This window comes from Streptomyces sp. NPDC020747 (assembly GCF_044334695.1).
Lineage (GTDB): Bacteria > Actinomycetota > Actinomycetes > Streptomycetales > Streptomycetaceae > Streptomyces.
Genome location: NZ_JBIRTJ010000019.1, coordinates 145,601 through 171,004 on the forward strand (window position 1 = coordinate 145,601; position 25,404 = coordinate 171,004).

20 protein-coding genes are annotated in these 25,404 nt (G+C 70.1%); 8 read left to right on the forward strand and 12 right to left on the reverse strand.

The window, feature by feature from the left end:
- Positions 1 to 304: 304 nt before the first annotated feature.
- Entirely contained in the window at positions 305 to 808 is a 504-nt protein-coding gene (locus ACH4YP_RS39620; protein ID WP_361051835.1) for a MarR family transcriptional regulator, read from the reverse strand.
- Between the two features lie 138 nt (positions 809 to 946).
- Between ACH4YP_RS39620 and ACH4YP_RS39625 the strand changes: the two genes are divergently transcribed.
- Positions 947 to 1,747 carry a class III extradiol ring-cleavage dioxygenase gene (locus ACH4YP_RS39625; RefSeq protein ID WP_361051838.1) on the forward strand — a complete coding sequence of 267 codons (801 nt, stop codon included), beginning with the start codon at positions 947 to 949 and terminating at the stop codon, positions 1,745 to 1,747.
- An 89-nt stretch (positions 1,748 to 1,836) separates the two neighbouring features.
- Positions 1,837 to 5,844, forward strand: coding sequence for a hypothetical protein (locus ACH4YP_RS39630; RefSeq protein ID WP_398495917.1), 4,008 nt, complete (start codon positions 1,837 to 1,839; stop codon positions 5,842 to 5,844).
- Between the two features lie 13 nt (positions 5,845 to 5,857).
- On the opposite strand, the gene ACH4YP_RS39635 is transcribed toward ACH4YP_RS39630, so the two are convergent.
- On the reverse strand, positions 5,858 to 6,376 hold the full coding sequence (locus tag ACH4YP_RS39635) for an N-acetyltransferase family protein (protein ID WP_361051844.1): 519 nt from the start codon (positions 6,374 to 6,376) through the stop codon (positions 5,858 to 5,860).
- A 178-nt stretch (positions 6,377 to 6,554) separates the two neighbouring features.
- Here ACH4YP_RS39635 and ACH4YP_RS39640 point away from each other — a divergent pair, with 178 nt between their 5' ends.
- Positions 6,555 to 7,553: a sigma-70 family RNA polymerase sigma factor gene (locus ACH4YP_RS39640; protein WP_361051847.1), complete on the forward strand. Its 999-nt coding sequence runs from the start codon at positions 6,555 to 6,557 to the stop codon at positions 7,551 to 7,553.
- Positions 7,554 to 8,359: 806 nt separating this feature from the next.
- Here ACH4YP_RS39640 and ACH4YP_RS39645 read toward each other — a convergent pair.
- Positions 8,360 to 9,328 (reverse strand): WYL domain-containing protein, encoded by a 969-nt coding sequence (locus ACH4YP_RS39645; protein WP_361051850.1) that lies wholly within the window; start codon positions 9,326 to 9,328, stop codon positions 8,360 to 8,362.
- 117 nt (positions 9,329 to 9,445) lie between these two features.
- Here ACH4YP_RS39645 and ACH4YP_RS39650 point away from each other — a divergent pair, with 117 nt between their 5' ends.
- The 4 genes from ACH4YP_RS39650 (at position 9,446) to ACH4YP_RS39665 (ending at position 15,413) form a co-directional block, all read left to right on the forward strand.
- Positions 9,446 to 11,005 carry an MFS transporter gene (locus ACH4YP_RS39650; RefSeq protein ID WP_398495919.1) on the forward strand — a complete coding sequence of 520 codons (1,560 nt, stop codon included), beginning with the start codon at positions 9,446 to 9,448 and terminating at the stop codon, positions 11,003 to 11,005.
- A 259-nt stretch (positions 11,006 to 11,264) separates the two neighbouring features.
- Positions 11,265 to 12,026 carry a DeoR/GlpR family DNA-binding transcription regulator gene (locus ACH4YP_RS39655; protein ID WP_361051856.1) on the forward strand — a complete coding sequence of 254 codons (762 nt, stop codon included), beginning with the start codon at positions 11,265 to 11,267 and terminating at the stop codon, positions 12,024 to 12,026.
- Positions 12,023 to 12,970 carry a 1-phosphofructokinase gene (gene pfkB / locus ACH4YP_RS39660; protein WP_361051859.1) on the forward strand — a complete coding sequence of 316 codons (948 nt, stop codon included), beginning with the start codon at positions 12,023 to 12,025 and terminating at the stop codon, positions 12,968 to 12,970. Before ACH4YP_RS39655 ends, pfkB begins: the two co-directional genes overlap by 4 nt.
- 283 nt (positions 12,971 to 13,253) lie before the next feature.
- Positions 13,254 to 15,413 (forward strand): fructose-specific PTS transporter subunit EIIC, encoded by a 2,160-nt coding sequence (locus ACH4YP_RS39665; protein ID WP_398495921.1) that lies wholly within the window; start codon positions 13,254 to 13,256, stop codon positions 15,411 to 15,413.
- Between the two features lie 259 nt (positions 15,414 to 15,672).
- Here the strand turns inward: ACH4YP_RS39665 and ACH4YP_RS39670 are convergent, their stop codons facing one another.
- From ACH4YP_RS39670 to ACH4YP_RS39685, 4 genes are all read right to left on the reverse strand, one after another.
- Complete coding sequence (locus ACH4YP_RS39670) at positions 15,673 to 16,425, reverse strand: DUF6227 family protein (protein ID WP_361051865.1); 753 nt, start codon at positions 16,423 to 16,425, stop codon at positions 15,673 to 15,675.
- Positions 16,426 to 16,582: 157 nt separating this feature from the next.
- Entirely contained in the window at positions 16,583 to 17,809 is a 1,227-nt protein-coding gene (locus tag ACH4YP_RS39675) for an Ig-like domain-containing protein (RefSeq protein WP_361051868.1), read from the reverse strand.
- Positions 17,810 to 18,075: 266 nt separating this feature from the next.
- Positions 18,076 to 19,101: a P1 family peptidase gene (locus ACH4YP_RS39680; protein ID WP_398495924.1), complete on the reverse strand. Its 1,026-nt coding sequence runs from the start codon at positions 19,099 to 19,101 to the stop codon at positions 18,076 to 18,078.
- Between the two features lie 20 nt (positions 19,102 to 19,121).
- Positions 19,122 to 20,360: a low temperature requirement protein A gene (locus tag ACH4YP_RS39685; RefSeq protein ID WP_398495926.1), complete on the reverse strand. Its 1,239-nt coding sequence runs from the start codon at positions 20,358 to 20,360 to the stop codon at positions 19,122 to 19,124.
- 317 nt (positions 20,361 to 20,677) lie between these two features.
- Between ACH4YP_RS39685 and ACH4YP_RS39690 the strand changes: the two genes are divergently transcribed.
- Positions 20,678 to 20,872: a hypothetical protein gene (locus ACH4YP_RS39690; protein ID WP_361051876.1), complete on the forward strand. Its 195-nt coding sequence runs from the start codon at positions 20,678 to 20,680 to the stop codon at positions 20,870 to 20,872.
- Positions 20,873 to 21,005: 133 nt separating this feature from the next.
- Here the strand turns inward: ACH4YP_RS39690 and mscL are convergent, their stop codons facing one another.
- From mscL to ACH4YP_RS39715, 5 genes are all read right to left on the reverse strand, one after another.
- Positions 21,006 to 21,488, reverse strand: a complete 483-nt coding sequence (gene mscL / locus ACH4YP_RS39695; protein WP_361051879.1) for a large conductance mechanosensitive channel protein MscL — start codon at positions 21,486 to 21,488, stop codon at positions 21,006 to 21,008.
- 135 nt (positions 21,489 to 21,623) lie between these two features.
- A complete protein-coding gene (locus ACH4YP_RS39700) occupies positions 21,624 to 22,166 on the reverse strand; it encodes a hypothetical protein (protein WP_398495928.1) in 543 nt (180 codons plus the stop codon).
- Positions 22,167 to 22,601: 435 nt separating this feature from the next.
- On the reverse strand, positions 22,602 to 23,444 hold the full coding sequence (locus ACH4YP_RS39705) for an S-methyl-5'-thioadenosine phosphorylase (protein WP_361052047.1): 843 nt from the start codon (positions 23,442 to 23,444) through the stop codon (positions 22,602 to 22,604).
- Positions 23,445 to 23,553: 109 nt separating this feature from the next.
- Positions 23,554 to 23,898 (reverse strand): FmdB family zinc ribbon protein, encoded by a 345-nt coding sequence (locus ACH4YP_RS39710; RefSeq protein ID WP_361051885.1) that lies wholly within the window; start codon positions 23,896 to 23,898, stop codon positions 23,554 to 23,556.
- A gap of 68 nt (positions 23,899 to 23,966) precedes the next feature.
- On the reverse strand, positions 23,967 to 25,268 hold the full coding sequence (locus ACH4YP_RS39715) for an MFS transporter (RefSeq protein WP_398495930.1): 1,302 nt from the start codon (positions 25,266 to 25,268) through the stop codon (positions 23,967 to 23,969).
- Positions 25,269 to 25,404 lie beyond the last annotated feature (136 nt).

The following is a 25,404-nucleotide window of genomic DNA, read 5'->3' on the forward strand; positions in this document are numbered from 1 at the left end:
GACACCGGACCCGCATGGGGTCACCCACTGACCTCGTACGTATGCAGGGGTGGGGACGCCTTCATACGTACGAACCGGGATCTGCCCCGGCTCCGAGAGCGGTGGAGCCGGGGCAGATCCATGCCCGGGGCCCGCGTGAGCGGCTTTCAAGGGGCGCGGGGAACCGCGCAGTCTTTTAGGGGCGCGGGGCTGTATCGATGTGCGGCTCCTCCCCCACTCTCGGCTTCGCTCGAGCGGGGGGACCCCCATCGTGGGCGCGACCTGGCCACGACCAACCCGCACGCACAAGGAACCCGGCGAAGCCTTACCGAAGCCAGGGCAGGTCCGCCCCCGTACCCTCCGGCTGCAGCCCCTCCGCGATGATCAACATGGCCTCGCCGAGAGCCTTCTGCTGATCAACCGTGAGCCGGTCGAAGAACGCCTGCCGAACCGCGGCCACATGTCCGGGCGCACTCCGCATCAGAACCTCGTGCCCCGCGTCCGTCAGCACCGCGAACTGCCCCCGCTTGTCCGAGGAGCAGTCCTCCCGCCGCACCCACCCGTTCTTCTCCAGCCGCGCGATCGCGTGCGAGAGCCGGGACCTGGTGATCTTCGCCTTCATCGCCAGCTCGGTCATCCGCAGCCGCCGGCGCGGGGCCTCTGCGAGACCGACGAGCAGGCCGTAGTAGATGTGAGGCATGCCCGCATCACGCTGCAACTGGCGGTCGAGATGGTCGTCAAGAAGTGTGGTGGCATGAATGTACGCACGCCACGTGCGCTGTTCCTCGTCACTGAGCCAGCGCGGCTCGTCAGCGGATGCCGTGTTCATGCATCTACTGTACGAGACTCCTCCTTGAATGTTAAACAAATGGGGAGTAACCTCACTTTATAGAAGTTGAGACTTCAAGCAGATGGCCCGGCCGGTGCGGCCGAGCCGGTCGAACGAGTGCCCAAGGGAGCCGCCGCCATGTCCGCCGCCACCGAGGAACGTGCCGTCGTGGAGCGCATGCCCGCCCTCTACCTCTCACACGGCGCCCCGCCACTGGCCGACGACCCGGTCTGGCCCGGCCAGCTCGCCGCCTGGTCCGCGGACCTGCCGCGCCCCAAGGCGATCCTCATGGTCTCCGCGCACTGGGAGGAGGCCCCGCTCGCCCTCGGCGCCACCGAGACCATCCCCCTGGTCTACGACTTCTGGGGCTTCCCCGAGCACTACTACAAGGTGCGGTACGAGGCTCCCGGCGCCCCCGAACTCGCCGAGTCCGTACGCAAGTTGCTGCGCGCCCCCGGCATGCCCGTCCAGGACGTCCCGGACCGCGGCCTGGACCACGGCGCGTACGTACCGCTGGTGGAGATGTTCCCGGCGGCCGACATCCCGGTCCTTCAGGTCTCGATGCCCACGCTCGACCCCGTCCGCCTCATGGAGATCGGCCGCAAGCTGGCGCCCCTGCGCGACGAGGGCGTCCTCATCGTCGGCTCCGGCTTCTTCACCCACAACCTGGCGGCCCTGCGACAGGGCGGGATCCCCGGCTGGTCGGCGGAGTTCGACGAGTGGGGCCACCGGGCCCTGGACTCGGGTGACATCGACGGCCTCCTCGACTTCCTCCACAGGTCCCCGGCGGGACAGCTGGCCCACCCGCGCACCGAGCACTTCGCCCCGCTGTTCGTGACCCTGGGCGCGGCGGACGCCACCGGCGAACTGGACGCCCAGCGCTCGGTGATCGACGGCTTCTGGCTGGGCCTGGCGAAGAGGTCGGTGCAGTTCGGGTAAGGCTTCTCCACCGGTTCCGGCCACGAGTTTCCTCCGACTCCGGTTGTTTTCCTCACCGTTGGGACGGGGTTCCTTCTACGCTTGTCCGTGTGACGGAACGGGGCGCGGCGGACAACCGGATCAGTGACACCACCGCTCACGGGCCGGTGATCCAGGCACGGACCATCGAGTCGTTGGTGATCAACACCCAAGCGGCACAGGCACCTTTGGCCGGCACACCCGAGGCGACGCCTCACCGGTGGGCGAGCGAGGTCGAGGCCTCGCGGCTCTGGTCGCTCCTGCCGGATGGGCCTGTCGTGGGCGAAACGCTCGCGACGGCACGGGGCATCGCGGCCGAACTCGGAGTGCTGCACGACGACAGCGAACGGGAACTCCTGGGCGACCCTTGGTGGGACCGGGAGTTCGCCTCGCGGTTTCGCTTCCACGCCGACCATGTGGTGTGCGACAAGACGGACGCGGACTGGGGCTTCCATCCCGTCGAGGTCATGCTGCTGACCCTCGCTCCGTATCTGTCCCAGACGCTCTGGATCCGCACCGCCGCGGGGCGAGTCCATGTCGGCCCCGCCGAACTCGGGGAACGGGGCGGAGGCGGGGCACGAGCCTCCTTCGAGAAGTTCTGCGGTGACGGGTACGAGCGGCTAGTGCGTCGCGCGACGCTGAAACTGCCCGGTCGCCAGCTGCCCGGTCCCGGCGGTGCCCAGTCGGACATCGGCTGGTGGCTGTTCCACCAGTGGCTCGACCACGGCCTTCGTGGCAGGGAGGACCACTGGACCGCGTACGCCGACCTGGTCGGACGGCTGACGTTGCGCGAACCCCACGTGCAGGACGTGTTCGACCAGCACAGGACCGGTCAACTCCTCTACGGCCTGCGGCTGCCCCTGTCGGAGATGTGCCGGCCCGAGCGACTGGGGCGCTTCGGCACCTCGACCACCGTGGGCGACGGCCTGCACGTGCCGCAGAAGCTCCGCCTGAAACGGCTCGTGTCGCTCCTGGGCGTCGCCCGGGCCCGCGCCCTGGACGTCCCCGCGCTGCCGGACGACCTGGTGGAGAACCTCGGAATCCCGCACCCGGTGGACCTGGAGCAGCTGCGCAAGACCGTGCGCGGGGCCCTCTGGGACAGCGACCACGGCCCCATGGTGCTCCAGGCCACCTGCCATCACGAAGCGGTGGTCGAAGCGCTCCGGCAGCACGTGGAACAGGTGGACGTGCTTCTGGACGACGTGCACCGGGCGGTCCGTGCCGACGGGGGGATGAAGCCGCTGCACCTGCTGCCGATGCGCGCCTCCGCGGAGGGCTTGAGCGCCGCGCCCCGGGCGGACGGGACCCCGACGTTCGAGAGTTACAGCAAGTTCCGGGTCGACCCGCGGCGGGTGCAGAACCTGCTGATGGGGGACCAGCTGTACCGCAGCCCGGCCCTCGCGATTCGCGAGCTCTACCAGAACGCCCTTGACGCCTGCCGCTATCGCAAGGCCCGAACCGAGTACCTGGGCGAGGAGCCGCGCCAGGAGGGCATCGACCGTGAGGAGGAGCGCTGGCGGGGCCAGATCCGCTTCACTCAGGGAGTGGACGGCGAGCGCCCCTACCTCGACTGCTGGGACAACGGCATCGGCATGGGCGAGTCCGAGCTGACCCGCGTCTTCGCCCGCGCCGGAACCCGCTTCACGGACCTGACGGACGTGCGCAACGAGCGCGGCAACTGGGAGGCCGCGGGCATCCGCATGTACCCGGTGAGTCGCTTCGGCATCGGCGTACTGAGCTACTTCATGATCGCCGACGAGATCGAGGTCGTCACACGCAAGCTGAAGGAGGACGGCGGCACCGGCGACTGCTACAAGGTCGCGATCTACGGCCCCAACCAGCTGTTCCGCATCGTGCCGGGCAGCTTTCGCTCGAAGGCGGGCACGACGGTGCGGCTCCATCTGCGGGCCGGGGCGCCGTCGTGCGTCCAGGAACTGACACGGCTGCTGGGCTTCACCGACTTCGACACCTCGGCGAGTCACGCGTCGATTTCGGCGAAGTGGAAGGCCGGGACGTTCCGGCTGCGGAAGGACCCGCGAGCACAGGACAAGGATTCACTGCGTGCTTTCGGTACACAGGTGACAGGGCCGCCGGAGGCGGACAGCGGCGTGCCCCGGGTGGTCTGGTGCGAGGAGGGAGGCGGTGTCCTGGTCGACGGGATCCTCACCCGGCCGACGCGGCGGCGGGGGGTGCTGGCGGACCTTCGCGGTGGCGCGGCGCGGATGTTCAGGGTCTCCAGGGACGAGGGCCTTCGTGGAGCCGTCGTGAACCTGACGGGAGAACTCGTCCCCAAGCTCTCCATCGACCGCCTCCAGATCCTCGACGACGTGTCGGACGACGTGGAGAAGCTGCTGTGCGCGGCGGCGGACGAACTGGCCCGCTCCGGGTCCGAGCTCCTGAACTACGACTGGATCAGCGAGGTGGCCGGTGCCAGCCCCAAGGTGGCCGACATCATCGCCCGAGCGGTCATGGATGCCGACCTGGAGCTCGAACTGCCCGACGGCCGCCCGTTCAGGCCGGCCGACGTGGGCATTCTGCCGGAGGACCAGCAACTCGTCGCCTGGACCACCGGTCATGATCGCTCCACCTCCGTGAGTCACGTACCGGATCACATTCTGCTGTGGCGAACCCTCGCCCACGCCCGGGCGGAACGGCTCGTCGAACTGGTCCCCGAGCTGGCGGAGGTGGGCCCGCTCCTTCCCGCGCTGCCCTCGGACACGGCCGTGTTCAACACCAATGGGAGCTGGTTGAACGACGAGAACTGGACGAAGCCCGGCCACGTTCTGTGGGTCGCCGTGCGGACCGGCATGACTCCGCGGCAGGTCGTCCGGCGCGCGGCGGACCTGCGTATCGCCACGTTGCCGACCGAGCGCTATCTGGACACCGACCCGGATCCGCTCGATCTCGCGCTGCTCAGCCTCGACGGGAGCGCGGAGCCGGGCTGGCACTCCACCGACCTGCCGGTGCCACTGGGACACTTCATCGAGGCTTATCTGCGGCACGGTGTGAGTGTCCGGGAGACGGCCGCGCGCATGGAACGTTACGGCTTCGTCGTGACCCAGGCCGCGGGACTCCCGGACCGGCCGGATCCACTCGACCTCAGCCTGCTGAGCATGGACGGGGAGGGGGAGGGCGACGAGGAGTGGTGGGACACCGACAGCCCCGTTCCGCCGGGACACGCTCTCTCGATGGTCGTGCGCACCCCCGACCTGTCCCCCGCCGACGTGTGCACGAGGCTGCGTCGGTACGGGCTGACCGTCGCCGACCTGCCTGATCTCCGGGGACCCCACGATCTGCGCCTCCTCAGCCGGGGCCTTGACGCGAAGCCCGGCTGGATCGGCCATGAGGAGACAGTGCCGTACGGCCACCTCATGGCGGCCGCGAGGTCGTGCCACATGGAAGTCGCCGACGTGGCCACCGTCCTCGAAGCCTATGGACTGCGTGCACAGACGACTCCGTCAGCTGATTGGTCGGCGTCGGACCGGATGCTGCTCGGCACCGACGACGACACGGAGTTCCTGTGGTCACCCCGCACCGAAGTCAGTTGCCAAACGCTGTGGGAAGTGGCCGAGGAGTTCGAGATGCCGCTGAGAGCCGTGGTGGAAAGGCTGCGCGAGCTCGGTGTGCACACCTCGCTGACCTTTCCCGAGGAACTCACGGAACTCGACGAGGCGCTCCTGGACATTGACCTCGACCTGTGGGAGGACCGCTACACACATGACACGGACGTGTCGGTTCCCGAGCTGTTGCTGACCGCACGTCGGCTCCGGACGAGCCCGAACCGCATCGCGGCCCGGCTGGACACGTACGGACTGCGCACTCTCCGGTACGACCGGCCGGAGTCGGACGACATCCGTGACGACCTGATCCTGCTGAGCCGGGACCTGGACGGCCGGGCGTCCTGGATCAACGACGACGGACCGGTCCGCCTGGGCCACCTCGCCGCGGCCGCGCAACGACTCGACATCACGATCGTCGACGCCGCGGAACGATTGCGCCGCCTCGGCCTCGACGTACCCGACGTCAGGGACATGATCCGCGCCGCGATGGCGAAGCTGCCCAGGCCCCGGTACGAGTAGGGAGCGGCCCTGCCTACAGCTCCTTCTCGTACCAGGCCACGTCCCAGTACCGGCCGAACTTCCGGCCCACCTCCTGGTACGTGCCGACGTGCCGGAAGCCGAACCGCTCGTGCAGTCGTACGGACGCCTCGTTGGGCTGGGCGATCCCCGCGTAGGCCCGGTGCAGGTCCTCGTCCGCGAGGGCCGCGAACAGGGCCTTGTAGAGCAGTGTGCCGACGCCCCGGCGGCCGGTGTACGGGGCGAGGTAGATCGTCACCTCCACGGACGTCTCGTACGCGGGCTTCGGCCGGAAAGCGCTGGATGTGGCGTAGCCCAGAATCTCCTGTGAGTCCCCGGCCGTGGCAACCATCAGCCGATGTGGGCCGTCTTCAGGGTGAGAGAGCAGCCAAGGGCGGCGCTCTACCGGAGTGAAGGTCGCTGTGTCGAACGTGATCGGCGTCTCACGCACGTAGTGGTTGTAGATGTCCGTCAGGGCGTCGAGGTCGCTCTCGACTCCCGGCCTGACCTGCACCTCTGTACGTTCCGACGACATCTGCCCTCCCTCGGTGGCCGCACAGGGTACTGCAAGATCAGAAAAATCGAGTGGCAGGTTGGGAATTCTGTCCGGATTCCAGTCGTTGTTTCCATCGGATGCAGGGCACCCGGGAGGGTGTCCGAGCCACCACCAGAACCACCAGGACCCGCAAGCCCACCATCGCAAGGGAGCACGCATGGCAACCCGTGCCGTCGCCCGTCGTAAGTCCGCCTCAGGCGGAAGCGACGCGGCACGCAGTGTTCGCGTCGTAGGCGGCGAGATCGCCGACCGCGACCTGGTCGGCATGTATCTCGACGAGATCGCGCGCACACCGCTGCTCGACGCCGCCAAGGAAGTGGACCTCTCCCAGACCATCGAGGCGGGCGTGTACGCCCAGCAGATCCTCGACGGCGAGGTCTCCGACACAAAGGTGAAGGCCTCCCGCGAGGAGCTCGAAGCGCTGGTCGCCGACTCCGAGCGGGCCAAGGACATCTTCATCCGGTCGAACCTCCGCCTGGTCGTGGCGGTCGCCCGCCGCTACCCGCGCAGCGGCCTGCCCCTCCTGGACCTGATCCAGGAGGGGAACGCGGGCCTGGTCCGAGCCGTCGAGAAGTTCGACTACCGCAAGGGCTTCAAGTTCTCGACGTACGCGACCTGGTGGATCCGTCAGGCCATCACCCGTTCCATCGCCGACCAGTCCCGCACCATCCGCCTCCCCGTCCACCTGGTGGAGGAGCTGGGCCGGATCCGCCGTGTGCAGCGCGAGTTCAACCGCGAGCACGGCCGTGAGCCGGAGCCCTCGGAGATCGCCGCGGAGCTGGACACGAAGCCGGAGCGCGTGGTCGACGTGCTGGACTGGGCCCGTGACCCGGTCTCGCTGAACATGTCGGTGGACGACGACGGCGACACCCAGTTCGGCGACCTGCTGGAGGACACCTCGGCGGTCTCGCCCGAGCAGTCCGTGCTCACGCTGCTGCGCAGCGAGGAGCTGGACGACCTCATCGGCCGCCTCGACCAGCGCACGGCCTCGATCATCAAGATGCGGTACGGCATCGAGGACGGCCGGGAGCGCACGCTCACCGAGGTCGGCAAGGAGCACGGCCTCACGCGCGAGCGCATCCGCCAGATCGAGAAGCACGCGCTGCTGGAACTGAAGAAGCTGGCCCGCGACACGGGCTTCGACGCCGCCGCGTAGGCCGCCCCCCCCGGCGGCCGGGTGGTCCGGCCGCCGGCGGCCTGCCGCGTGGTGGGCCGTTTCCGGCCGGGGCGCGTATCGCGCGCCGGGCGATTGTGACCGGTTTCGCGGGGCCGGGTGTGTACTGTCTGCCGGAAGCGGGCGGGACGCCTCCCGCGCCGACAGCGGGACCTCTCCCGGGCGGGCGGTCCCGGGCGGTGAAACTCACTGTCGTCGGGAGGATTGGCCTCGCTCAGCCGGGGCAGACGCGCTTCTACCCGGCCATGTGCCTCGGACCCGGGTCGACCGTGCCTGGCTGGGCGGCCGGGTCAGGTCTCGAACAAAGTCGTACAGAAGTCCGTTTACCGCCGCTTCAACACATCGGCCCCGGGGCACAAGACTCCAGGGCCCACAGAGCCGAGTCCCGACGCACACCCCCCCCGGCGCCGGGACTCTCCCAGAGCCGAGCTCCGGCGCCTCCCCCCCCCTGGCGCCGGGGCTCGGCTCCATCTTTGGGGGGTGCGGGTGTGTTGTGGGTGCGTGGGCATGGTTGCCCGGGCCACCCCGGACCTGAACCCCGGGGTGACCCGGGTGGCACATTGTGCCACCCGGGCGAACTGCGCCCTCACGGGTGCCGACAGCGGGCTTTTCTCGCCCCCGCCGCACCTACCTATTCCCGTCCCTTACTCAGGGGCTCCGCCCCCGAACCCCCGCTCCTCAAACGCCGGAGGGGCTGAAATACCGCCGGACGGGCTGACATGCCTCAGGGCCGGGACACCTAGGGGCGCGGGGAACTGCGCACTCCAGCCACAGCGAGCCCGCACCTCTCAGCTCGACGCCGTCGCCCGGCTCAGGCGGCCACCCAACTGCCGTACATACTCGACGAGTTCAACCGGCTCATGCACAGTGAACTCGCAGTCCACCATCGCGAGCCGCACCGCCAGCCACTCCACGGCATCTCCGGAGGAACTCCGCAGCCGACAGCTCCGGTCGTCGACCGGTTCGGGCACCCCGAGCCACCCCGGCAGCCGCGCCGCGATGAACTCCGCGGGGGCGGCGAACGTCACCGCGAACTCGTACGTCTCCTGCCGCCGGTGCATCGACTGCCGCAGATACTCGGCCGCGTCCCCCGTCGGCAGCTCGCGCGGTGTGAAGCGCGCCCCGGTCGCGAACGGGTCGGCCACCCGGTCGACCCGGAACGTACGCCAGTCCGCGCGGTCGAGGTCGTACGCGACGAGGTACCAGCGGAGGCCGGTCGAAACGAGCCGGTACGGCTCGATCCGGCGTCGGCTCTCCGCCCCGTCCTTCGCCCGGTACGCGAACCGCAGCAACTCCCGCCCCGCGATCGTCGAGGCCATCACGGTCAGCGTCTCGGGCGCGATGCTCGCGCCGTCACCGCTGGTCAGGGGAGTGGTCGCGGCCTGCAGAGTGGAGACACGATGCCTCAGGCGGCTCGGCAGGACCTGTTCGAGCTTGGCCAGCGCCCGTACGGAGGCCTCGTCCACGCCCTCCACGGCGTGCCCCGCACCGGCCCGCAGCCCGACCGCGATCGCCACCGCCTCCTCGTCGTCGAGGACCAGCGGCGGCATGGCCTTCCCGGCGACCAGCCGGTACCCGCCGTCCGCGCCCATCGTGGCCTGCACCGGATATCCCAGCTCCCGCAGCCGGTCCACATCCCGCCGCACGGTCCGCCGCGAAACCCCCAGCCGCTCGGACAACTCCCCACCGGGCCACTCGCGCGGAGTCTGAAGGAGGGACAGCAACTGAAGGAGCCGTGCCGGGGTGTCGGTACTCATGGAGTCTCCCTCTCCTGGTTCCTGCTTCCGGGTTCCTGCTTGTTGCCTTCTCGCTTCCTCCGAGGATGCTCCACCACTAGGACAAGACCTGGCCTACATCCCCCCTACCTTCAAAGCATGACCTCTTCCAGCAGCACTCTCCCGTCCCCCCGGCCGGAGGCCGACCGCCGGCGCTGGTTCGCGCTCGCCATCGTGATGACCGCGGCCTTCATGGACCTGGTCGACGTCACGATCGTCAACGTCGCGATCCCGTCGATCCAGCGGGACGAGGGCGCGTCCTTCAGCCACATCCAGTGGATAACGGCCGGCTACGCGCTGGCCTTCGCGGCCGGCCTGATCACCGGCGGCAGGCTCGGTGACATCCACGGCCGCAAGCGGGTGTTCCTCATCGGCATCGGCGGGTTCACGCTCGCGTCCGCGCTCTGCGGCTTCGCGGTGAACCCGGACATGCTCGTCGCCTCACGTATCCTCCAGGGAGCCATGGCCGCGCTGATGGTGCCGCAGGTGCTGTCGATCGTGCACGCCACGTTCCCGGCGCACGAGCGGGGCAAGGTCTTCGGGATGTTCGGCGCGATCGTGGGTCTCGGGGCCGTGTCGGGCCCGATCCTGGGCGCGCTGCTCACCGAGTGGAACCTGTTCGGCCTGGAGTGGCGGCCGATCTTCCTCATCAACCTGCCGGTCGGCATCGCGGGCCTCGTCCTCGGCCGGAAGTTCATCACCGAGTCCAAGGCCCCGCACGCCCTCAAGCTCGACCTCGTCGGAGTCGTCCTCGTCACCCTCGGCCTGCTGATGCTGCTCTACCCGCTGACCCGCGGGCGCGAGCTGGGCTGGCCGGTGTGGGGGTACGTCGTGATGGCCGGCGCCCTTGTGGTCTTCGCGGCGCTGGTGGCGTACGAGAAGAGGAAGGCGACGCGCGACGGTTCCCCGCTCGTCGAGCTCTCCCTCTTCAAGGTGAAGAGCTTCGCCGCGGGTATCGCCGTGCAGACGGTCTTCGGGGTCGGCCTCGGCATCTTCTTCCTGGTCTGGACGCTCTACATGCAGGTGGGCCTCGGCTGGAGCGTGCTGCGGGCCGGTCTGACCGGTGTGCCCTTCTCGATCGCGGTCTCGGCGGCGGCGGGCGTGTCGGTACAGATGCTGGTGCCGAGGTTCGGGCGGAAGGTGCTCCAGGCGGGCGCGCTGACCATGGCGGCCGGCGTCCTGCTCTACATCTGGGAGGCCGAGCGGTACGGCATGTCCATCGCCTCCTGGCAGATGGCGCTTCCGCTGGTCGTCATGGGAGCCGGCATGGGCCTGATCGTGGCCCCGCTGACGGACGCGATCCTCTCCGAGGTGCCGCGTGAGCACTCCGGTTCGGCGTCCGGTCTGATCAACACGGTTCAGCAGATGGGCAACGCCCTCGGCCTGGGCCTGGTCTCCGTCGTCTTCTTCGGCACGATGTCCGACCACCTGCCCCGACCCGAGGTGGGCCCCGCCTTCGTCGACGCCTTCCAGACCGCGCTGATCTGGGTCGCCGTGGTGATGACGGCCATCTTCCTGCTGATGTTCGCCCTCCCGAAGCGGCCCGCCCAGCACGTGGAGGGGGCGGAGACCGCCGAGACCCCGGAGGCCCCGGAGACTGCCGAGACCCCGGAGGCCCCGGAAACCCCGCTCGGCAAGGAGCCCGAACTCGTCGGCTGACGACAGCGGTTGACGGCAGTACCTGGCGGCAGCACTTGGCGGCAGTCCTTGACGGCGGCGGCCGACCGGATCCGGCATCGCGAGGCCCGACCCCTGGAGAGCACCCAGGGGGCCGGGCCTCGCCGCATGCCCGGCCCCATGCCCGGCCTGATGTCCGTTCATGCCCACATCCATGCCCGAGCTTGTTTACTTTGTGGAAATCTGGGCGTAGCCTCACGCTGAAACCACAGGTTCGGGCACAGAGCGGAGGCGAACGGACATGTACGCACCGGAGCGACAGCAGGAGATCCTCCGACTCGCACGTGACGGCGGCCGTGTGGATGTCGTGTCGCTGGCCGAGGAGTTCCAGGTCACGGCGGAGACGATCCGGCGGGACCTCAAGGCCCTCGACCGGGCGGGACTGCTGCGCCGGGTGCACGGCGGTGCCATCCCGGCCGGGCGGCTCGACTTCGAGCCCGACCTCGCCGAGCGCGAGACCACCGCGGCCGACGAGAAGGACCGCATCGCCAAGGCGGCCCTGGCCGAACTGCCGGACAAGGGCACGATGATCCTCGACGCGGGCACGACCGTCGCCCGCCTCGCGGGGGCCCTCCCGCTGGAAGCGACGCTCACCGTCGTGACACACAGCCTCCCCATCGCGGCCCGCCTCGCCGACCACCCCGGCATGCAGCTCCACCTCATCGGAGGCCGCGTCCGGCACCGTACGCGCGCGGCGGTCGACGCCTGGGCGCTGCGGGCGTACGGAGAGATCCGCGCGGACGTCGTCTTCCTCGCGGCGAACGGCTTCTCCGTCGAGCACGGCCTGACCACCCCCGACCTCGCCGAGGCCGCAGTGAAGCGCGCTGCCCTCGCCGCCGCGCGCCGCGTGGTGCTGCTCGCCGACTCGGCCAAGCACGGCCAGGAACACTTCGCGCGCTTCGGCGACCTCAGCGAGGTGGACCTGTTGATCACCGACAGCGGGCTGAGCCCCGAAGACGCGACCGCCATCGAGCGCGGCGGCACGGAAGTAGTGCGCGCATGATCCTCACCGTCACCCCGAACCCGTCCCTGGACCGTACGTACGAGGTCCCCTCGCTCGACCGCGGCGAGGTCATACGGGCCACCGGCGAGCGCATGGACCCGGGCGGCAAGGGCGTCAACGTCTCGCGAGCCGTCGCCGCGGCCGGCCGGCGCACCGTCGCCGTGCTGCCGCTCGGCGGAGCGCCCGGCGCGCTCGTCGCCGACCTCCTCGACGCCCAGGGCATCGAGGTCGCACCGGTCCCGGTTGCCGGAGCGACCCGCTCGAACATCGCGCTCGCCGAGGCCGACGGCGTACTCACGAAGATCAACGCACCCGGGCCCGAACTCACCTCCGCCGAGGAGGAGTCGCTCCTGGAGACCGTGCGCGAGCAGTCCGGCGACGCCGACTGGATCGCCTGCTGCGGCAGCCTGCCGCGCGGCCTCGCCCCCTCCTGGTACGCCGAACTGGTCGCCCGCGCCCACCGGGCGGGCACCCGTATCGCGCTCGACACCTCGGGACCGGCGCTCCTCGCGGCCCTCCGCGAACGGCCCGACGTCGTCAAGCCCAACGCCGAGGAACTCGCCGAGGCCGTCGGCCGCCCCCTCGCCACGGTCGGCGACGCGGTCAAGGCCGCCGAGGAACTGCGCGAGCTGGGCGCCCGCGCCGTGCTCGCCTCCCTCGGCGCCGACGGGCAGTTGCTCGTCAGCGAGGACGGCGCGTGGTTCGCGAGCGCGCGCGTCGACGTCGTACGCAGCAATGTGGGCGCGGGCGACTCCTCGCTCGCCGGATTCCTCGTCGCCGGCGGCAGCGGTCCCGACGCACTCGCCTCCGCGGTGGCCCATGGCGCGGCCGCCGTCCAGCTTCCGGGCAGCGTGATGCCGAGCCCGGCGGACCTCGACCCGTCCGCGGTGACCGTCACCTCCGAGCTCCCCGTGGACCGCGCGCTGACGGAGCCGGTGTCATGACCGGCCGCCGACTCCCGCGTACGGGCTGCCGAACCGGCCTCCGCGCAACCCCCGAACCGGCCCTGGTGCGGCGGGGACTCCCCTTACCAGCCGCAGCCGCAGGTGCTGTCGCAGCCGCCGCACGGAGGTGGGGCTTCCCCGGCCTTGACCCCGGCCCCGGCCCCGGCCCCGTTTCAGCACACCCCGTAGTTCCCGTGACCGCCGCGGCTTTCGACCGCGGTACCCCCGTCCCCACCCTCGCCCACAACTCTCCCCGGGCGATACGCGTGCGAAGGAGCCCGCGATGAGCGAGATGATCACCGCGGACCTGGTCGATCTCGACCTGTCCGCCGATACGAAGGAAGCGGCGGCGCGCGCCCTCGCCGAGCGCATGGTGTCCCTGGGCCGGGTGACCGACCTGGACGGCTTCCTCGCCGACGTGGCCGCCCGCGAGGCCCAGATGCCGACCGGCCTCGACGGCGGCATCGGCATCCCGCACTGCCGCAGCGAGCACGTCACCGAGCCGACACTGGCCTTCGGGCGCAGCACGGCCGGGATCGACTTCGGAGCGCCGGACGGCCCCGCCGACCTGATCTTCCTGATCGCCGCCCCGGCCGGCGCGGACGACGCCCACCTCACGATCCTGTCGTCACTGGCCCGCCAGCTGATGAACGCCGAGTTCACCTCGGCGCTGCGGTCGGTGGGCGACGCGGCGGGGGCTGCCGCCCTGATCCGCGGCGAGGAGCCCGAGGCCGCACCCGCACCGGTGGATGCGACTACGGCTGCGGCTGCCGAGCCGGGTGCCGACGGGTCCTCCGAGGGTTCCGGTGACTCCTCCGTCGACTCCGAGGCGGCGCCCGCGACTGCCTCTGCCGAGGCCGGCGCCGGCACTGCCCCGGCCCCTGCATCCGCTCCGGCCGGTACGGACGGCGAGGGTGCCGCCGACGAGAAGGGCGGGCGACCGTTCCGTATCGTCGCCGTCACCTCCTGCCCCACCGGTATCGCGCACACCTACATGGCGGCCGAGTCGCTGGAGAACGCGGGCCGTGCCGCCGGTGACGTCGAGGTCGTCGTCGAGACGCAGGGCTCGGCCGGTTTCACCCGGCTCGACCCGGCCGTCATCGCCGCCGCGGACGGCGTGATCTTCGCGCACGACATGCCCGTACGGGAGAAGGACCGGTTCGCCGGCAAGCCCACCGTGGACGTCGGCGTGAAGGCGGGCATCAGCAAGGCCGCCGAGCTGATCGCCCAGGTGCGTGGCAAGGCCGAGCGCGGCGAGGTCACGGCGGCCGCCGGGCCCCGCGGCGGTACGCCGGTGGAGCGGGCCGGCGAGCCCGGTGAGGGTTACGGCACGAAGCTCCGCAAGTGGCTGATGTCCGGCGTGAGTTACATGGTCCCGTTCGTCGCCGCGGGCGGTCTGCTGATCGCTCTCGGATTCGCGATCGGCGGCTACCAGATCAACGAGGCCAAGCCGGTCACCGAGGTCTTCAACTGGGGTCAGGTCGACAGCTGGGCCGCACTGCTCTTCCAGATCGGCGGCGTCGCCTTCGGCTTCCTGATCCCCGTCCTCGCCGGCTACATCGCGTACGGCATGGCCGACCGGCCAGGTCTCGTGCCCGGCTTCGTCGGCGGAATGATCTCGGCCAACATCGCCGCGGGCTTCCTCGGCGGACTGGCCGCGGGGCTGCTGGCCGGTGGGGTCGTCCTCGCCATCCAGCGGATCAGGATCCCGCCGGTGCTGCGCGGCATCATGCCGGTGGTCGTGATTCCACTGATCTCCTCGATCGTCGTCGGCTTCCTGATGTTCATCGTGATCGGCAAGCCCATCGCCGAGGCGCAGAAGGCAATGACGGACTGGCTCTCCGGCCTCTCCGGCACCAACGCCGTCCTGCTCGGTGTGCTGCTCGGCCTGATGATGTGCTTCGACCTCGGCGGCCCGGTCAACAAGGTCGCGTACGCCTTCGCCACGGGCGGCATCGCCGTCCAGGACCCGACCGGCTCCGCGATGAAGATCATGGCGACGGTCATGGCGGCCGGCATGGTCCCGCCGCTGGGCATGGCCCTGGCCACGACGATCCGCAGGAAGCTGTTCACCACGGCCGAGCGGGAGAACGGCAAGGCGGCCTGGGTCCTCGGCGCCTCCTTCATCTCCGAGGGCGCGATCCCGTTCGCGGCGGCCGACCCACTGCGGGTCATCCCCGCCTCGATGGCGGGCGGCGCGGTCACCGGCGCCCTGACCATGTCCTTCGGCTCGACCCTGCGCGCCCCGCACGGCGGCATCTGGGTCACCTTCCTGATCGGCAAGCCGTTCCTCTACCTGCTCGCCATCGCGATCGGCACAGCGGTCACGGCAGGCCTGGTCATCGTCCTGAAGGGCATGCGCAGGACGACCCCGGAGGGCGACGAGGACAAGGCCCCGGAGGCTCTGACGGCCACGCAGAAGAAGGAACCGATAGCAGCCTGAACGCTCCGCTGAGAGCGACAACGACGGGCGCCAACGACGGGCGACAACGACGGGCGCCAACGACGGTGGGCCGGGACTGAGAAGTCCCGGCCCACCGTCACGCTCTTCAGAGTCGCGCGTGCTGCCTGTTCAGGCGAACAGCGGTCTTTTCAGGGAGCGGGGTTGCCTTTCAAGCGCGCGGCGCCGACAGCGACCCTTCAGGGGCGCGGGGAACCGCGCGACAGGCCACAACGAACCCGCGGACCACCCACCGGCCTCGCTACCCTGCTGAACCGCCGGATGCCCGCCGTTCCATGGCCGATCGCGCATCCTCTTCCGACGGATACACCTCACACATGTGCCGCCCATCGGGCGTGGCCGTGTGCTCGACCTCCCACAGGGACAACTCCCGCCCGTCGTGGAGCAGGAACGCGTGCTCGTAGAGCGAGAAGCACATCCCCCGCTCACCGGCCCGGCACGGCCGCCCGAAGGCCTGGGTGATCTGGTGCGCGAACGCCGACTGCAGCAGATCGGCCATGTCCTCGCCCGGCCGGTCCGAGTTCTCCGCGCGCCGCAGCAGCCGCCGCCCGTGATCCGCGGAGTCGTCGGGAACGTACGCGTGCAGCGGCTCGGGGACGTGCGACACCCGCACCAGCACCGGCAGTTCGAAGTCCGGCGCGTCCGCCGGGAGCGGCAGACGCCCCGTCGCGGTACGCAGCTCCTCCTCGTCCTCGTACACCTCGTGCTGCGTGTCGCGGCCCGGCGCGGTGTTGTGGACGAGCTCCCAGAGCGTGAGCGCGCTCCCGTCGGCCAGCAGCCAGGTGTGCCGGTACGTCTCGCGGTGCAGCCCCGCGCTGTGGTGCGCGGAGTGCAGCGAACTGTCGTGGGCCAGTGCCCGGTCCAGCCGCCGTATCGTCTCGTCCGGCAGCTCGAAGGAGTTCAGAGCACGGCCGAGGAGTCGCTCGAGATGCTCCTCCGGAGACTCGGGCGACTCGGCTGGCTCGTACGCTGCCGTCTCGTACGGAACGCTCAAGGCTTCTCCCGGCGTTGCTGCATGTCACCTTGTGGGTGCATACCGTAGCCCCTCGGGTGGACATCATGTCCGGGAACCGAGAAAACGTACGCCCGGAAAACGCCGGGGCCGTGTGAGGAGTTCCCACACGGCCCGCCGAGAGCTCAGAACCCCTTGGTCAGAGGGCACTTCCCGCGATCCAGGCACTCCATGCCATGTTCCAGCCGTTGAGACCGTTGTCCGGCGCGACCGTCTTGTCGGGGGAGTTCTTGACGGTCACGACGTCCCCGACGAGCGAGTTGTCGAAGAACCACTTGGCGACCGTGTCGCCGTTGGCACCCTGCACATCCGCCATCCCCACGCAGCCGTGGCTGGTGCCCTGCTTCCCGAAGGGCGGATCGGCCTTGTTGTACCAGTAGTTGCCGTGGATGAAGGTCCCCGAGGTCGTCAGCCGCATCGCGTTCGGCACGTCCGCGATGTCGTACTCGCCGCCGTAGCCGACCGTCGACCCGTTCATCCGCGTCTGCCGGAACTTCTCCGAGATCACCATCTGCCCGTTGTACGTGCTGTTGTCCGGGCTGCCCGCCGAGATCGGGATCGTCTTGATGGTCCTGCCGTCCCGAACGACCGTCATGGTCTGGGTGTTGACGTCGACCGTGGACACCTGGGAGCGCCCGACCGTGAAGGTGACCGTCTTGTCCTGCACCCCGTAGACATCGTTCGCGCCCTCGACGCCGTCCAGGTCGATCTTCATCGTGACCTTCGAACCGGCCTTCCAGTACGCCTGGGGCCGGAAGTCCAGCCGCTGCGCGCCGAACCAGTGCCCGACCACCTTCTGCCCGCTGCTGGACGTGACGGTGATGTGCGACTGCACGTCCTTCTTGAACTTCCCGTCACCGATCGCCTTGTCGAACGTGAACGACACCGGCATCCCGACGCCGACCGTCGTGCCGCCGTCCGGTGTGTACGTCCCGATGAAACTGTTGCTCGTGGACACCGTCGTGAAGATGGAGTTGGCCGCCGCCGGCTTCCCGTCGCCGTCCTTCGCGGTGGCGGATATCTGGTACTTGGTCCCCCGCTCCAGCTGCTCCTTCGGCTTCCAGCTCTTCCCGTTCGCCGCGATCGACCCCGGAACGGCCGCCCCCGTGGCCGACTCCTTCATCGCCACCTCGGTCAGCCTGCCGTCGCTGACCTTCACCCCGGTCGAGTTGATCGACGCCGCCGTCGAACCGTCCTTCGCGGAGATGAGGATCCTCGCCACCGAGGACTTGGTGTCGCCGTTCTTGTCCTCGGACTTGTTGTCGGCCTTGGCGTCGCCGCCGCACGCGGTGAGAGTCAGGGCGCCGACCATCAGGGCGGCACAGGCCACCAGCGCGCGCCTCGCTGTTGTGTCCGGCGTTGTCACGGGCTGCTCCAGTTATCGCGGTTGTGGGTGATCCGCTCAGTTCCGTGGAGAAAGAGCTGATCCATGGAGAAGGAGGGAAACATCACCCGCCCGGGTTCCCACAGCCCGCCATCAACACCATCACGTGACAGATTCGGGACAATCGCCTTATGCGGCGGGGGCCTTGCGCCGAGGCGGCCTTGTCCGCGCTGCGCAGGGCCTCCCCTCCCCTCCCACCCTCCCCTCTCCGCCCATCTCCTTCCGCTACCGCCGCCGATCTCCTTCCGCTACCGCCGCCCGTACAACTCCCCGTACGCCGGCCACATCCCTCCCGGTCCCTCCACCGGCTCGGCGGCCCGGACCGCCCGGACGATCGCGCGCGTCACCAGGTCCGCGCCGGCCGCGAGGATCTCGTTGAGCGCGAGCGGGTTCTCCTCCGCGAGCGGACGCGCCCCCGTGGCGAGCGCGAACACCGTGTCGCCGTCGTGGAGGAGATGCACCGGCCGGACGGCACGCGCGATGCCGTCGTGCGCCGTGCCCGCGAGCTTCTGGGCCTGCGCCTTCGACAGGTCGGCGTCGGTGGCGACCACCGCGAGGGTGGTGTTCAGCGGGGGAAGGTTGTTCTTCGCCGCCTCGGCGAGCCGTGCCCGCGCCGCCTCGTGAACCTCCTCGGCCGGACAGCTCAAGAGCCCCTGGACCAACTCCCCGTACAACGCCCCTGTCTCCGGCTCCACCACCGACCCCGCCGCGTTGGCCACCACCAGCGCCGCCACCGTGACACCCGATTCGAGCACGGCACTCGCGGTGCCGACCCCTCCCTTCATCCTTCCGACGGCTGCCCCTGTCCCGGCGCCCACGGACCCCTCCTGAACAGGCGCGCCCAGCTCGCTCGCCGCCGCGGCCTCCACCGCCTCGCGGCCGGTCGCCGCGTCCGGCCTGGCCCGGAAGTCGCCGCCCCGACCGAGGTCGAAGACACAGGCCGCCGGCACGACGGGGACCACGTGCAGTGGGTCGGGCCCGACCCACACCCCGCGCCCTCGCTCCTCCAGCCAGGCCATCACACCGGTCGTCGAGTCCAGCCCGTACGCGCTGCCACCGGTCAGTACGATCGCCTCGACCTTCCGCACCAAATTGCGCGGATCGAGCGCGTCGGTCTCCTTGGTGCCCGGCCCGCCACCGCGCACGTCCACCGCTGCGACCGCGCCGCCTTCCGGGGCGAGGACGACCGTCGTACCGGTGAGCCAACCGTCACCGATCTTCGTGGCGTGCCCCACACGCAGCCCGGCCACATCTGTCAGAGCGTCAACTGTCATGCGCCCAGTGTCGACCCGACCTAAGCGGCAGGGGCGCCGGCCGCCTCCTCCCGCGCGGCCATCCGGGCGGTCAGCGTCACCCCCACGACCACCGCAAGCGCCGCCACCACGCCCGCCGCGAACACCGCCCAGTCACCCAGGAACGTGCACAGGACCACCGCCAACGCCGTGACGGGCAGCACCAGTTGCTGCGCCGTGCCCACCTTGTAGTGGCGGGCGTGCAGCACCCAGACGGTCAGCAGGAACAGCGCCGTCGGAAGTGTCACCGCGGCCGACGCCGCCCACGTGGAGATGTGCGCCTTGCCGACCGCCTGCTCCACCGCGACCTCAAGACCGGCGCCGATCGCCGCCGCCGACGTGAAGATCACGTAGTGGCCGTACCCCCACAGGAACGCCTTCCTGCTGGAGCTGAGATGGCCGTGGATCGGTACGACGAAGTAGATCCACCACGCGGCGAAGATGATCAGCAGTCCGCCCGAGGCGATCGGGAGGAGCTCGCCCAACGCGTCGTTCTCGTCCACCCCCACCTTCACCGCGATCGTGGCCGCGGCGATGGTCTCGCCGAGGACGATGATCGTGAAGAGCCCGTACCTTTCGGAGATGTGGTGCGGATGCCAGACCGTGCTGAACTCCCTCTCCGCCACGAGCGGGACGCACATCTCGGCGATCGCCATCACCAGGAACAGCCACGGCCGGCCGGACTCCGGCAGGAGCACCAGCCCCACCCAGCCGACCTGGCACACCAGGACCCCGCCCGCGTACCGCAACGCCGTCCGCCGTTCGGCGCCGTCCGCGTTCCGGGCCACGCGCAGCCACTGCACGGTCAGCGCCATCCGCATGATCACATAGCCCAGCAGGACCAACAGGAAGTCGTGGTCCTCGAACGCCTGGGACACCCCGGCGGCCAGCACCAGCACACCGGCGATCTGGATCAGCGTGACGATCCGGTACAGCGCGTCGTCGTTGTCGTAGGCCGACGCGAACCAGGTGAAGTTCATCCACGCCCACCAGATGGCGAAGAACACCATCGCGTAGTTCAGGATGCCCTCGGCCGCGTGCGCCTCCGCGACGGAGTGCACCAACTGCACTCCCGCCTGGGCGATGGCCACGACGAAACACAGATCGAAGAACAGCTCCAGCGGCGACGCGACCCGGTGCGCCTCGTCGCGACCGCGTGCGGTCATCCTGCGCAGCGGCCGAGGTGAGGGCACGGTTCGGGAGCGGCGCGGAGCAGATTCGGAAGAGGCATCGGGCGTCATGCGACCAAGCACAGCAGAAACGCCCCAAAAATCCAGAAGCACACCCAGAAGCATGCCGAGACCCGCACGCAGAGTCCGGACAGTGCCCGCACCCCGGACCCGGCCCCTGCTCAGAACGGTGCCCGCACCCCAGGTCGGGCCCCTGCTCAGAACCGTGCCCGTACCCAGAGTCCGGACCGTGCTCAGAACGGTGCCGACCCCCACAGACCAGACCGTGCCCAGGGCCGTGCCCGCGCCCAGAAGCCAGACCTTGCCCCGATGCCAGACCCTGCCCAGAGTCCGGACCGAGCCCGGAGCCGGACCCGTACCCTGGACGCATGAGCGCTACCCCCGCCCCGACCCCTGCCCCCGACGCCGAACCACGCGCCCCGAAGGCCGCCCTGGTCTTCGACGACCCGCTGAGCCGGCCGTCCGCCGACGACACGGACCGCGGTTGGGGCGAGCGGCCCGCCGGCGACAGCGCGGCGGACCTGGCCCGCTTCCTGGACGAGAAGCCGCCCCACCACATCTGACCCCCGCACCACCACCGGGCCCACCGGGCCGCGGTCGCCAAGCGGCCCCGACGGACGGCTGCCGCCAGGGCACGGACAGCCACCAGCACGGCGGATACCGCGGACACCGCGGCCAGTACCGCGACTACCGCGCCTACTGCTCGTTGTGCCCCGAGCCGCGCTGGGCCACCAGGGCGTCGCGGATCTCCTTCAGAACCTCCAGCTCGCTCACCTCGATCACCTCCTGCGTACCCTCCTTCGCCTTCTGGCGGGCCGCCTGCTTGGCGAGGTACTTGGACATCGGCAGCACCATCAGGAAGTAGACGACGGCCGCGGTGATCAGGAAGGTCAGCGTCGCGCTGAGGACCGTGCCCCACATGATGGGGATACCGCTCGTCGCGGTCCCCGTCGCCTCGTCGAACCGGCACGGGTCCTTCAGACACGAGCTGTACTGGTTGAGATCCTTGGTGCCGAACGCACCGACCAGCGGATTGATCACGCCCTTCACCACGGAGTTGACGATGTTGGTGAAGGCCGCGCCGATGACCACCGCGACAGCCAGATCGACAACGTTCCCGCGCGTCAGGAAGGCCTTGAAGCCGTCCCAGACGCCCGGTTCCTTCTTCTTCTCGCTCACCAGGGAGCCCCTCTTCAGCCGCACAAACTGTGGAATCAACAGCTCCGCAACCTACGTCAGGGCGTGGCAGCGCTGTCCAATTCCGTAACTCCAACGAGGGACTTGACAGCCTGACGGCAGCCATCCTGGCCATGGTCAGCACAGGGTCACCGCCAACCGTGAGGTCGCGCCGGCCCCGGCCAGCAAAGTCGCCGTCCGCCGCGGCACGGACAGGACGACCAGCGCCCCACCCTCGGAGACGCTGTCCGGCGACTCGGGCACCTTCGCCACCCGCGCCCCGCGCGCGACCACGTGAGCGTCACCCGGCCCCACCGCACCCTGCTCGGCCGCGACGACGTCGACGCGGTCACCGGCCCTGAGCAGCCGCACGGTCGCACCGTCGGCGATCCGCACCGGCGCCGTGACCATCTCGACGGGCCGCCGCTCCCGCACAGAATCCACCACCGGACGCCCCCGAGCCTCCGTATCCCTCTCCCTCGGCCCCGCCGCGACGAGCGCCACCGCGGTCACCGCGAGACCGACCGCCAAGGCCCGCCTCCGATGCCGAACGAGCCGCCGCGCCTGGTACCTCCCGCCACGCACCCGCACCGGAGCGAAGTGCGGAACCTCACACGTACTGGGCACATCCGTGCCCAACGGACGCGGAAAGGAGGAGAGCTGCGACACGGGTACCACCACCTGTGGTCGAAAGATCGGCTTGCGACCCCAGCCTGCGCCCTAACCCGAAATCCCGCCGAGCCCAGTGGACGACCCCCCAGTTGTGGACAACTCCCTCACCCGAAGGAACAGTTCCACTCAACCGCGCCCACACACAACGCCCCGCCCGCGCACCCGAATACGCAGGGGAGCGAGCCATACCGCACCCGCAAAAAAACGAGAGCGGGCCATACCGCACCCGCAGAACAAACGGGAGCGGGCCGTGCCGGTACGTCGAAAGCCCGCCGCGTAGGGCTCCTCCCAAAAGCAAGACATTCAAACCGCAGCAGTACACCCGGAAGCGGCGGGCTCGACGTACCGGCACGGCCCGCTCCCCACGGCCCGCCTGCCCACGGACAACGCAACGCGCACGGCAGCACCACCTAAGGCACCGCAACGCGCACCGCACCACCCCACCTACGGCAACGCAACCCCCGGATCCATCCCACCCAACGCACTCGCACACAGACAATCCCGCGACGCGGCGGCAGGCAGCCCCGCCACCGCATCGAACAGAACACCCCGCAGCCGATCCACATTCGCCGCGAACACCTTGAACACCTCGTCGTGCGAGACGCCCTCCCCGCTCTCGGCCCCCGCGTCGAGATCGGTGACGAGGGTCAACGACGTATAACAAAGCTCCAGTTCACGAGCGAGCGCCGCCTCCGGATGCCCGGTCATACCCACCACGGACCACCCCTGAGCCCGATACCAGAGCGACTCCGCACGGGTCGAGAACCGCGGCCCCTCGATCACCACCAGCGTCCCGCCGTCCACCGGCTCCCAGTCCCGCCCACGCGCCGCCTGCAGAGCGACCTCGCGCCCGGTGGGGCAGTAGGGATCGGCAAGGGACACGTGTACGACGTTCGGCACGTCACCCCCGGGCAGCGGCAGCCCGTCGAAGTAGGACTGCGCCCGGGACTGCGTACGGTCCACGAACTGGTCCGGCACGAGGAGCGTCCCCGGCCCGTACTCGGGCCGCAGCCCGCCCACCGCGCACGGCCCGAGCACCTGACGCGCCCCGACGGACCGCAGCGCCCACAGATTGGCGCGGTAGTTGATGCGGTGCGGCGGCAGATGGTGACCGCGCCCGTGGCGGGGAAGGAAGGCGACCCGCCGCCCGGCGATCTCGCCGAGGAACAGCGAGTCGCTGGGTGGCCCGTACGGCGTGTCCACCTGTATCTCGGTCACGTCGTCGAGGAAGGAGTAGAAGCCCGACCCGCCGATGACGCCGATCTCGACGTTCTCCGCGTTCACCATCTCCGTGTTCACCATGAACGGCACCCTAACCGGGGCCCGGAAACGCCGAAGACCCTGCCGTCGTACGACGGCAGGGTTCGTGGGCGAAGAACCGTTGTGCGCGAGAGCGTTACGCGGCGTTGCTGCTGCCGGAGGACGAGCTCGTGGACGACGACTTCGAGTCCGAGGACGACTTGGAGCCCGACGAGGACGAGGAGTCCGACGTGGACGACGTCTTCGAGTCGGACGATCCGGTCGACGTCTTCGTGGCCGGCGCCGGGCTGCTGCTCGACGACGAACCGCGGCTGTCGTTGCGGTAGAAGCCTGAGCCCTTGAAGACGATGCCGACCGCGGAGAACACCTTCTTCAGGCGTCCGTCGCAGCTCGGGCACACGGTGAGGGCGTCATCGGTGAACTTCTGCACCGCCTCGAGGCCCTCGCCGCACTCGGTGCACTGGTACTGGTAGGTCGGCACTTGTCTTCCTCCTGGCACTCTCACTCAGTGAGTGCTAACGACGGTCCATAGTGACGTATTCCTCGGGATCAGTCCACTGCCACCGGCACTCGGTGACCCACGCCACGTGCGACGGTCCGGCTCACGACCCGGGGCGAGAGCCGTGAACGCAGGGTCACGAGGGTCGCCAGGGCCAGCAGCGTGCCGCCCATCGGGACGAGGAATCCGGCACCGTCCCACAGGCGGTCCTCCAGTTGCCCGGCGACCGTGACAGCGACCGCCTGCCCGAGCGCGACCGCACCGGTGAGCCAGGTGAAGGCCTCGGTGCGGGCGCCCGCCGGCACGAGTCCGTCGACGAGGGTGTAGCCGGTGATCAGGGCGGGAGCGATGCACACGCCGACGAGGAGACCGACCCCCGCGAGGACTGCGACCGACTGGGCGGCCCACAGCCCGGAGGCGGCCACGCCCAGGGCGGCGTACGCGACGACGAGGCGGCGGCGCGGGGCCACCTTCCAGGCGATCGCGCCGCAGACGACCCCGGAGAGCACGTTGCCCGCGGCGAAGGTCCCGTACAGGACGCCGTTCAGGCCGGGCTCGCCGATGGACTCGCTGAACGCGGCGAGCGAGACCTGCATGCCGCCGAACACGGCGCCGATGCCGAGGAAGGCCACGAGCAGCACCCGCACACCGGGGACCGACAGTGCGGAGGCGTGCTTCACGCGCGCGTGCCCGTCGATACCGGCGTCGGCACCCACGGCCGGCTGGGTGCCGCGCTGGGCGGCGAACAGCAGACCGCCGACGAGGGTCAGCGCGGCCTCCGTGAGCAGGCCGGCGGCCGGGTCGATGGTGGTGCACAGCGCGGTGGCGAGCAGCGGCCCGAACACGAAGGTGAGTTCGTCGGTGACGGACTCGAAGGCCGCCGCGGTCGTCATCAGCGGTGAGTCCTGGAGCTTGACGCTCCAGTGGGCCCGCACCATGGGCCCGATCTGCGGCACCGAGGCGCCCGTCGGCACGGCGGCCACGAAGAGGGCCCACAGAGGCGCGTCCGAGAGCGCCAGCGCGGTCAGGGAGAGCCCCGCCAGCGTGTGGACGAGGACGCCGGGCAGCAGCACGGCCCGCTGGCCGTGACGATCGGCCAGACGGCCGGTGAAGGGCGCGAACAGTGCCAGGGAGACGCCGGTCACGGCGGCGACGGCACCGGCGGCCCCGTACGAACCGGTGGTGTGCTGGACGAGCAGCACGATGGAGATGGTCAGCATCGCGAACGGCTGCCGCGCGGCGAAGCCGGGAAGCAGAAACGTCCACGCGCCGCGCGTACGCAGCAGTTGTCCGTATCCCGGGCGGGAGGAGACAGGAGTCCCGGGGGACTCCGAGGTGACCGTGGATGCCACGGCCCGTGCCTTTCTGCCGCCTGGTAGCGCGGCCCCTTGTACGGGGCCGGAGGCGCCGAGAGCTGTCCTCTTGCGCGGAACTGCGGTAGATGCCGGGCCGCCCGCGAAGAGGGCACCGCGGCCGCCATACGGTCGC